The organism is Streptomyces sp. NPDC058864 (assembly GCF_042742985.1).
Lineage (GTDB): Bacteria > Actinomycetota > Actinomycetes > Streptomycetales > Streptomycetaceae > Actinacidiphila.
This window is the reverse complement of record NZ_JBHYMQ010000138.1, coordinates 1-7,992: the sequence shown is the minus strand read 5'-3', so window position 1 is coordinate 7,992 and position 7,992 is coordinate 1. Positions and strand designations below refer to the sequence as shown.

Annotated in this window: 11 protein-coding genes and 1 pseudogene; 7 read left to right on the top strand and 5 right to left on the bottom strand. The window is 71.5% G+C overall.

Annotated features, from left to right (window positions below):
- Positions 1 to 15: 15 nt before the first annotated feature.
- A complete protein-coding gene (locus tag ACFW3D_RS41730; RefSeq protein ID WP_500513676.1) occupies positions 16 to 909 on the bottom strand; it encodes an RNA polymerase sigma-70 factor in 894 nt (297 codons plus the stop codon).
- Between the two features lie 48 nt (positions 910 to 957).
- A complete protein-coding gene (locus ACFW3D_RS41725) occupies positions 958 to 1,689 on the bottom strand; it encodes an SDR family oxidoreductase (RefSeq protein ID WP_500513675.1) in 732 nt (243 codons plus the stop codon).
- Between the two features lie 635 nt (positions 1,690 to 2,324).
- On the opposite strand from ACFW3D_RS41725, the gene ACFW3D_RS41720 reads away from it, so the two are divergent.
- Positions 2,325 to 3,089, top strand: coding sequence for an SDR family NAD(P)-dependent oxidoreductase (locus tag ACFW3D_RS41720; protein WP_500513674.1), 765 nt, complete (start codon positions 2,325 to 2,327; stop codon positions 3,087 to 3,089).
- 6 nt (positions 3,090 to 3,095) lie between these two features.
- Here the strand turns inward: ACFW3D_RS41720 and ACFW3D_RS41715 are convergent, their stop codons facing one another.
- The gene (locus ACFW3D_RS41715) at positions 3,096 to 3,362 is read right to left on the bottom strand and encodes a WhiB family transcriptional regulator (protein ID WP_500513673.1); all 267 of its coding nucleotides are present in this window, start codon (positions 3,360 to 3,362) and stop codon (positions 3,096 to 3,098) included.
- 387 nt (positions 3,363 to 3,749) lie between these two features.
- On the opposite strand from ACFW3D_RS41715, the gene ACFW3D_RS41710 reads away from it, so the two are divergent.
- The 5 genes from ACFW3D_RS41710 (at position 3,750) to ACFW3D_RS41690 (ending at position 6,331) form a co-directional block, all read left to right on the top strand.
- Complete coding sequence (locus tag ACFW3D_RS41710) at positions 3,750 to 4,259, top strand: Ohr family peroxiredoxin (protein WP_500513672.1); 510 nt, start codon at positions 3,750 to 3,752, stop codon at positions 4,257 to 4,259.
- 150 nt (positions 4,260 to 4,409) lie between these two features.
- A complete protein-coding gene (locus tag ACFW3D_RS41705; protein WP_500513671.1) occupies positions 4,410 to 4,571 on the top strand; it encodes a hypothetical protein in 162 nt (53 codons plus the stop codon).
- A gap of 95 nt (positions 4,572 to 4,666) precedes the next feature.
- On the top strand, positions 4,667 to 5,143 hold the full coding sequence (locus tag ACFW3D_RS41700) for a MarR family winged helix-turn-helix transcriptional regulator (RefSeq protein ID WP_500513670.1): 477 nt from the start codon (positions 4,667 to 4,669) through the stop codon (positions 5,141 to 5,143).
- Between the two features lie 114 nt (positions 5,144 to 5,257).
- Entirely contained in the window at positions 5,258 to 5,815 is a 558-nt protein-coding gene (locus ACFW3D_RS41695) for a hypothetical protein (RefSeq protein WP_500513669.1), read from the top strand.
- Positions 5,816 to 5,857: 42 nt separating this feature from the next.
- Complete coding sequence (locus tag ACFW3D_RS41690; protein ID WP_500513668.1) at positions 5,858 to 6,331, top strand: hypothetical protein; 474 nt, start codon at positions 5,858 to 5,860, stop codon at positions 6,329 to 6,331.
- A gap of 65 nt (positions 6,332 to 6,396) precedes the next feature.
- Here ACFW3D_RS41690 and ACFW3D_RS41685 read toward each other — a convergent pair whose 3' ends face one another.
- Both ACFW3D_RS41685 and ACFW3D_RS41680 read right to left on the bottom strand, forming a co-directional pair.
- On the bottom strand, positions 6,397 to 6,561 hold the full coding sequence (locus ACFW3D_RS41685; RefSeq protein WP_500513667.1) for a hypothetical protein: 165 nt from the start codon (positions 6,559 to 6,561) through the stop codon (positions 6,397 to 6,399).
- 106 nt (positions 6,562 to 6,667) lie between these two features.
- On the bottom strand, positions 6,668 to 7,807 hold the full coding sequence (locus ACFW3D_RS41680; protein ID WP_500513666.1) for a winged helix DNA-binding domain-containing protein: 1,140 nt from the start codon (positions 7,805 to 7,807) through the stop codon (positions 6,668 to 6,670).
- Between the two features lie 57 nt (positions 7,808 to 7,864).
- Between ACFW3D_RS41680 and ACFW3D_RS41675 the strand changes: the two are divergent.
- Positions 7,865 to 7,992: pseudogene (locus ACFW3D_RS41675) on the top strand (hydrophobic protein); the annotation flags it as partial.

Below are 7,992 nucleotides of genomic sequence, written 5' to 3'. Positions count from 1 at the left end.
GCGCCGGGGGCACCGTCACGCTCCCCCGTCCGGGACGGCGTCCAGGACGGCGAGTTTCGTCGGGTTCATCATCCACATCACACGGTCGATGCCCTCGGGGGTGACGCTCACCGTGAGGACGGCGAAGACCGTGCCGTCGCGGGACAGCTTCATGCCGGGCCTGCCGTTGACCTGGAGGGGCTCGACGGCGGCGTCGACCCAGAACCTGTCGGCGAACGCGTGGATGTACTTGGCCACCCGCTGCCGGCCGACGACCGGGAACTTCGACGCCCGCACCTGGCCGCCGCCGTCGGAGTACGACACGACGTCCTCGGCGAACATGTCCTCCAGCACGCCCACGTCGCCCGCCTTGGCGGCCGCCACGAACGCCGTCAGGAACCGCTCGTGATCGGCGGCCACGACACTGGACCGCTTCTCCGCCGCCAGGTGCTTGCGCGCCCGGCTCACCAGTTGGCGGGCGTTGGCGTTGGACTGGCCGAGGATCTCCGCGATCTGCGTGTAGGGGTACTCGAACGCCTCCCGGAGCACGTAGGCGGCCCGTTCGGCCGGCGTGAGCTTCTCCAGCAGCATCAGCACCGCGACCTCGAGCGCCTCGCCGTTCAGGGCGCCGAGGGCGGGGTCGCTCTCGGTGTCCACCGGCTCCGGCAGCCAGGGCCCGACGTAGGTCTCCCGGCGGGCCCGTGCCGACTTGAGCACGTTGATCGCGAGCCTGGTGACCGTCGTCGCGAGGAACGCCCGGGGGTTCTCGACCTTGGCACGGTCGTAGGTCTGCCAGCGGATCCAGGCGTCCTGGAGGACGTCCTCGGCCTCGCTCACGCTGCCGAGCATCCGGTAGGCGATGCCGAACAAGGCGCCGCGGGCGGCCTGGAACTCCTCCTGTGCTTCCCGGAGATCCTCGGCTTCATTCACTGCTTCGTCCTCGGTCGGCGTCGTCCGCGTCCGGGACGCGCCGGTCGTTCAGGACAGCCAGTCCCTGTAGTGGGTGGGGGCGATGCGGGCGTCACTGCCGCCGGTGAGGACGTCGCCCCGGGCCACGGCGAACATGCCCGCGGTGTCGTCCACGACGACCGTACGTCCGTCGCCCTTGGCCGCGATGGTGATCCGGCCGATCTCCTCGAGGGGGAAGACGTCGGGCCCGGCGATGTCCACGGTCCCGTTGAGCGGTGGGCCCGAGGCCACCTCGGCGACCATCCGTGCGACGTCGGCGGCGGCGATCGGCTGGAGCGGCGTCCGCGGCAGCCGTACGGTCCCGCCGTCGGTGGTCCAGGACATCGTCGCTTCCATGAACTCCATGAACTGGGTGGCGCGGACGATGGAGTAGGGGATCGAACTCGCCTTGAGGATGTCCTCCTGGAGCACCTTCGCCCGGTAGTAGTCCAGTTCCGGCACCTGGTCGACGCCCACGATGGAGAGGATGACCATGTGGCCGACGTCGCCCTTCTCGCACGCGGCGACGAGGTTGTCCATGGACGTCTGGAAGAAGGCGGGCGAGGCCTCGTCGAAGGTCGGCGAGTTGGTGAGGTTGACGACGACGTCGGCGCCCGCGACGGCCTCCACGACGCCCTCGCCGCTCAGGAGGTCCACTCCGGTGGACAGGGAGTGCGGCACGGCCTCGTGTCCGGCCGCGTCGAGATCCTTCACGACCTGTGAGCCGATGAGCCCGGTTCCGCCGATGACTGCGATTTTCATGGCTTTGCCCATCTCCCGATGCCGATGACCGGTGAATGCCTCTACCTGCTTAACGTACCTTCGCGGCAGTCACCGCGCCTGGGCTGCCGCGGGGCGGCCCGCGTCGGGGCCCGGACGTGCCGGACCGGGCCGGACGGGGCCGAGGGGCGGGCCGCTGCGGTGGGGCCGCAGGGCTCGCCTCGGCCTCCGCCACGTGGCTGTGCATGCCACCCTCCAGGTGGCGCGCTCCCTGAACGGGCCGACGGTGGCGGCCACTTCGTGGATGCCTTGCAGGCCCTCGCCGCGGAGGTGCGGGCGTCCGGGGCCCGGGAGCGGGTGCAGGACGACGCACGGCGTGATCCCGGAGACGGCCCGGACGGCGGTCGGTCCCAGCCGGCGGTGCTCCTGACGGACGAAGAACACGACGACACGGACAGGACCAGCACGACGGCGGCCCGCCCGGTGGTGACCGGCGGGGTGCCACTCAGACGCGACCGCGCCCGAACGCGGCCCCGTAGAAGTTCCGGCTTTCCCGGCATCACCGAACATTTCTCACATATGTGACATTCATCCCACGCGGTACGGCCCGCTCCCCACTCCCGCGACCTATATTGTTCGATATACGACGAACATCGAACCATCACCAGGGAACCATCATGAGCAGTTCTGCCGACCAGCGCTTCTCCGGGCGCACAGCCATCGTCACCGGCGCCGGCTCGGGCATCGGCCGGGCCACCGCCGTCGCCCTGGCGGAGGCGGGGGCGCGCGTCCTGGGCGTGGGACGACGCAAGGACGCGCTGGAGGAGACCGCCCGGGCGCACTCCGCCATCGCGGTACTGCCGCTCGACATCTGCGCGGACGGCGCCCCCGGCGCGGCCGTCACCGCCGCCGTGGAGCGGTGGGGGCGCCTCGACGTCCTGGTGAACAACGCCGGAGCCACGGCCGTCATGCCCCTGGAGGCGACGGACCGCGAGGCGGTCGAGCGGCTGTTCGCGCTCAACGTGACGGCGCCGAGCCTGCTGGCGCATGCGGCCCTTCCGCACCTGCGGGCGTCCTCGGGCTCCATCGTCAACGTGTCCAGCACCTACGGTCACCGTCCGCTGCCGGGCGGCGGGTACTACGCCGCGACCAAGAGCGCGCTGGAACAGCTGACGCGCACCTGGGCCCTGGAACTGGCACCGCAGGGGATCCGGGTGAACGCGATCGCCCCGGGCCCGACCGACACGGACGTCATGGCCGCCGCGGGCCTCTCCCCCGAAGAGATCGAGTCGATGCTCGACCGGGAACGCGAGCGCATCCCGATGGGCCGCCTCGCCGATCCCAGGGACGTGGCGGAGTGGATCCTGCGGGTCGCCGAGCCGGTGCGGACGCACATGACCGGCCAGGTCGTCACGGTCGACGGCGGGCTGGAACTCGTCTGACCCGGATCAGGCGGGGACCTGCCGCGCCCTGCGCCAGCGCTCGACGTACTCGCGCCGCTGGATGGTGCGCCGCTCCTCCTCCGTGGTCCCGCCCCAGATCCCGTCCAGGCGGCCGGCCGCCAGCGCCCACTCCAGGCACCGCGCCGTGACGGGGCACCGCAGGCACACGGCCTTGGCCTCGGCGATCTGCGCCATTCCCGGGCCACTGCCGCTGATGGGGAAGAACAGCTCCGGATCCTCCTCGCGGCACGCCGCCTCGTATCGCCAGTTCATGAAAACCTCCTCGTACGGACACCCACGGCTACCCGGCACACCCGCGGGCCGTGGCCGGCGCGACCGCCGGCCGTCCGTGGCGGGGACTCCCCATGGAGACCAGTGGATCGACGGGTCTGTGACGCCCGATTTGCCGGATCCCGGTCATCCTGCGGACCCCTCCGGGGCCAAGCTCCGACGGAGCGGGGACAGTTCGGCGGAATTTCTCCGTCCCACGCGTCACACGGGCATCAGCTTGTTGGTCAGAATCGGTGATCAGGTCCGGGCCTCTCCCCGGGACGACGAAGGGCAGAGCATGCAGACCACTGTCACGAGCGGCAGGTGGGCTCCCGCACGGACCGCAGGCCGCACTGCTGTCCGCAGCCCGCGCCGTGGAGAGGCACGCCGGTGAACGAGCCGACCCGGTTGCCGGGGCTGTCCGCCGCTCAGGACTTCGACGGCCCGGTCTTCTCGCCCATCTACACGACCACCGTGACCGTCGACGGCGGCGCCACCAGCCACGGAAGGGCCTCGGGACGGGCCCGGTCGGCCGACGGCGCGCTCGACCTCGCTCTGCGGCTCCCCACCGAGCTGGGCGGGGACGGCAGCGGCACCAATCCGGAACAGCTCTTCGCCGCGGGGCTCGCGGCCTGCTTCCACGGCGCCCTCAGCCTGGTCGCCCGGCAGGCCGGGCGGAACCCCGCGACAATCGCGGTGGACGCGACCGTCACCTTCGGCCGCGACCCCCGGGACGGCGGCTACCTGGTGCGGGCGGACGTCCTGGTCACCTGGCCGGGCACGGACGCGGCGACCGCCGCTCCCCTGCTCAGGCGTGCGGACGCGCTCTGCCCGTACACCAAGATGCTGGCGCAGGGCACGCCGGCCACCCTCACGCTCGCCCCCGGGCCCCCTGCCTAGCCCTGCCGTCGCCCGGGGCGGGCGTCCCGCCCCGGCACGCGGTGCCGTCGCCTTGCGCTCGCACTGCCCGTGACCTACTCCGCCGCCGGGTGCAGAATGAGATTCCGCCGCCGTTGCCACGGCAGCACGGAAGCTCATCGGGGGACCGACATGCTCTACCTTCTGGCAGCCCTGGTCGTCGTCGCGGTCATCGCGGCCCTCGTGATCGTCCTCAACCGCCGGAACAACTCCTCCGCCCGGGTCATCCCCGGAGAGTCCGGCACCCCCGAGCGGTTCGGGCTGGGCCACCCGCACCAGGACCGGAACCTGTGAGGGACGGCGGGGGCCTCCGGCGCGATCGGTTCCGGACGCCAAGGCCGAAATGTAGGGCTTTCCAGCAGAATTGATGTGCTGGATATGCTGGCGGCATGGAGAAGGGCAAGAACGAGGAATGGCTCACCGGTGACGAGCAGCGCGCCTGGCGGACCTACGTGGACGTCGGCACCCTGCTGCTCAACCAACTCGGCCGTGATCTGGAGCCGTTCGGCCTGACCATCAACGACTACGAGATCCTGGTGAACCTCTCGGAGTCGCCCGAGCACCGCATGCGGATGAGCGACCTTGCGCGCGCCACCCTGCAGTCCAAGAGCCGGCTGTCGCACCAGATCAGCCGCATGGAGACCGCGGGCCTGGTCCGCCGCGAGAACTGCGAGTCGGACCGGCGGGGACTGTTCGCCGTCCTCACCGAGGCCGGCTGGGAGACCATGCGCGACGTCGCCCCGCACCACGTCGCCGCCGTACGGGAGCACTTCATCGACCTGCTCCCCGCCGAGGAGCAGGCGGCCCTCCGCAAGGCCCTCAACCCGGTCGTCGAGCACCTTCGGGCGGAGCGCGGCACCTCTTGACAGGCCGCCGGCGCCACGCGTGACGAATGTCCGCGGAAGTGGCGTTTCGGAGGAAGGGCCCAGGGCAGGCGTCGCCTGAGGGGGGTTTCCCGTGAGTGCTAGGGAGTCGACCCCATGTCAACAGGGACACTTCTGGCGATCATCATCCCCGTGGTGGTGGTACTCGCCCTGATCGCGGTCGCATCCACCCTCTTCATCCGGCACCGGCGCCTCAAGAACCGCTTCGGCCCGGAGTACGACCGGACGGTGGAAGGCGCCGACAGCCGCATGGATGCCGAGCGGGACCTTGCCGCGCGCGCCAAGCGCCACGACTCGCTGGACATCAAGCCGTTGCCGCACGGTGTCCGTGACCGCTACGCGCGGGAGTGGACCAGCGTGCAGGAGGAATTCGTCGACCGGCCCGAGGACGCCGTCCACGACGCCGACAGCCTCGTGGCCTCCCTGATGCGCGACCGCGGCTACCCGACCGAGGGCTTCGACCAGCAGCTCAGGGACCTGTCGGTGGAGCACGGCCGGACCCTGGACCACTACCGGGCGGCCCATGAGGTGAACGACCTCAGCACACGGCACGAGGCCACCACCGAACAGCTGCGGGGCGCGATGGTGCACTACCGCGCGCTGTTCGACGAGCTGCTCACCGACGGCGGCGGGCGGCGCCACGCCCGGGCCTGACGAAGGACCCGGCCGGCGACACAGACTGGAAAGGCGGAAACCATGGAACGCGAGCGCGTCTCCCGCGGCAGCGGGCTGGCCACCGAGGACCTCGCAGAGACCCACGCGCCTCCCGGTCCCCCGCAGGACCGTCCGGACACGGCCTCCAGGGCACCGGAGTACCCCGGTGAGAGCACCGGATCGCGGGGCGGACCTCCCCCGGACGAAGCGGTCGGCGCCCCCACCCGGGACACCGCCGCGGACGAGGCCCCGCAGCTGCTGGGCTCCGACGACGAGGAGAACTTCCGCACTCGCTGGCAGCAGATCCAGAGCGAGTTCGTCGACGACCCGCGCGACGCCGTGCACGCCGCCGACGAACTGGTCGCCGACGTCATGCAGAAGCTGGCGTCCACCTTCGCCCAGCACAAGCAGGGCCTGGAAGGCCAGTGGACCCGCGGCGAAGAGGTGAACACCGAGGAACTGCGCACGGCGCTGCGGCGCTACCGGTCCTTCTTCAACCGCCTGCTGTCGACCTGAGCCCGGCGGGGCGGGGCGCTGTCCTCAGGGCGGCGCCCCGCCCGCGCGTGTCCCTTCCGCGAGGATCAGAAGTCCTCGAGGCCCGTGCCGCGGCGCTTCTCGTGCCGCACCGTCGACTCCTTCGAGCCCGGGCCCTGTTCTTCCTCGGAGGCAGTTTCCGGTTCCTGCCGACCCCGTTCTTCGGGCTCTCGATCAGGTTCGCCGCGGTGGTTCTGTTCGGAGCGTGCCATGGGAAGCCTCCTCATGGGCAGGCCGGGGCGAAGCTTTCATGCCCCCCGATTCCGATGGTAGAGGGGTCGGGGGTCCGGGCGGGAACGCCCTGTGCGCGGGGCGCGGTCACCCCTTCACGAAGCGGCTCTCGACACCGGGGAACCCCTTGTCCCACCAGTGTCCGTAGCGCGCGTAGACGGCCGGATCGCGGTCGGCGAGCAGGTCCAGGAGCTTCGCGGCCTCCTCTGCCAGGCCGTCCCACGCCGCCTTGCCGAGCTTGCGGAAGGCGGTCAGTTCGATTCCGCCGCGCGTGGCCCGCCACACTCCGGCGACCTGCCCGTCGACGAGCAGGCAGGGCAGCGTGTCACCGTTGCGCCGGACGACCACCGGCCGGTACTCCTCCGGCACGACCCGGCCCGCACCGGTGTGGGCGAACAGGATGCTGTCCCACATGGGGAGCAGCCTGGGCGGCACCGGCGTGTCCTCATCCGGGACGGTGGCGCCCGCGAGGTCGTACAGGGCGGCGCGGCCGGGGCCCGCGACCTGCACCACCTGGTCGCCGAGTCCCTGCAGCGCCGCGGCGATGACCGCGCGTTGCAGCAGTGTGAACCGTGCGAAGTCCTGGGTGGTGCCGGGCCCGAACGCCCGCAGGTAGGACAGCAGGAGCTGCCGCACCCCGGCGTCGGCGTCCTCCTTGCCGGGCGCGGGGACCGCGTGCGCCGCGCGGTAGGTGTTGGGCTGGGAGAACGACCAGGGGCCACCGGCCGGCACATGGTGCATCGGCGCGTACGTGCGCAGCGCCCACCACATCCGGTGCGCGTGCTCGCCGAACCGTCCCGTGACCTCGTTCTCCACCTCGGCGCCGGTGCGGGGCCGGGCGAGGAACCCGGCGAGTCCGGGCAGGACCGCGTCGGCGTCCTCCGGGGCCAGTCCGGTCGAGCTGTAGCGGCGGTCGTACAGCCTGGACGCCCTCAGAGTGCGCACCATGGCGGCGTGGTACCCGGCATGGTCCTCGGCATGGACGGCGTGCAGCGTGATCCGCATCAGGGTCGCCTTCACTATGCGGCGGTCCGCGAACGCCGCGTCCAGATCCCCGGGCGCGAAGTCCGACACGCGGTTCCACAGCGCCAGGTACGGGGAGGCCGGGCTCTGCGCCTGCAGCGCGCACAGGCGGCGGACCGCCTCGGCCACGTCGATGCGCCGGCGTTCGAGCAGGAGCTGACGGTCCAGGGTGGCGAGGGCGAGTTGCCGCGTGGTCAGGCTCATGGCCGGATCATGCCACCCCGGTCGGACACACCCCCGGGACGGCACCTCGGTTGCGCTGTGCATGCCGGTACGACGGCGGGGCACACGCGGGGTCAGGAGGTAAAAGACATGGTTGCTTTGCTGCTTGTCCTGCTGCTGGCCCTGATCCTCTTCGGGGCGGGGTTCGCCCTCAAGGCCTTGTGGTG

Bases quoted from the DNA above. Each gene is read 5' to 3' on its own strand.
- ACFW3D_RS41715 (WP_500513673.1), bottom strand. From the start codon at position 3,362: ATGAACTGGCGATACGAGGCGGCGTGCCGCGAGGAGGATCCGGAGCTG.
- ACFW3D_RS41705 (WP_500513671.1), top strand. From the start codon at position 4,410: ATGCTCTACCTTCTGGCAGCCCTGGTCGTCGTCGCGGTCATCGCGGCC.
- ACFW3D_RS41680 (WP_500513666.1), bottom strand. From the start codon at position 7,807: ATGAGCCTGACCACGCGGCAACTCGCCCTCGCCACCCTGGACCGTCAG.
- ACFW3D_RS41690 (WP_500513668.1), top strand. From the start codon at position 5,858: ATGGAACGCGAGCGCGTCTCCCGCGGCAGCGGGCTGGCCACCGAGGAC.
- ACFW3D_RS41685 (WP_500513667.1), bottom strand. From the start codon at position 6,561: ATGGCACGCTCCGAACAGAACCACCGCGGCGAACCTGATCGAGAGCCC.
- ACFW3D_RS41695 (WP_500513669.1), top strand. From the start codon at position 5,258: ATGTCAACAGGGACACTTCTGGCGATCATCATCCCCGTGGTGGTGGTA.
- ACFW3D_RS41700 (WP_500513670.1), top strand. From the start codon at position 4,667: ATGGAGAAGGGCAAGAACGAGGAATGGCTCACCGGTGACGAGCAGCGC.
- ACFW3D_RS41720 (WP_500513674.1), top strand. From the start codon at position 2,325: ATGAGCAGTTCTGCCGACCAGCGCTTCTCCGGGCGCACAGCCATCGTC.
- ACFW3D_RS41725 (WP_500513675.1), bottom strand. From the start codon at position 1,689: ATGAAAATCGCAGTCATCGGCGGAACCGGGCTCATCGGCTCACAGGTC.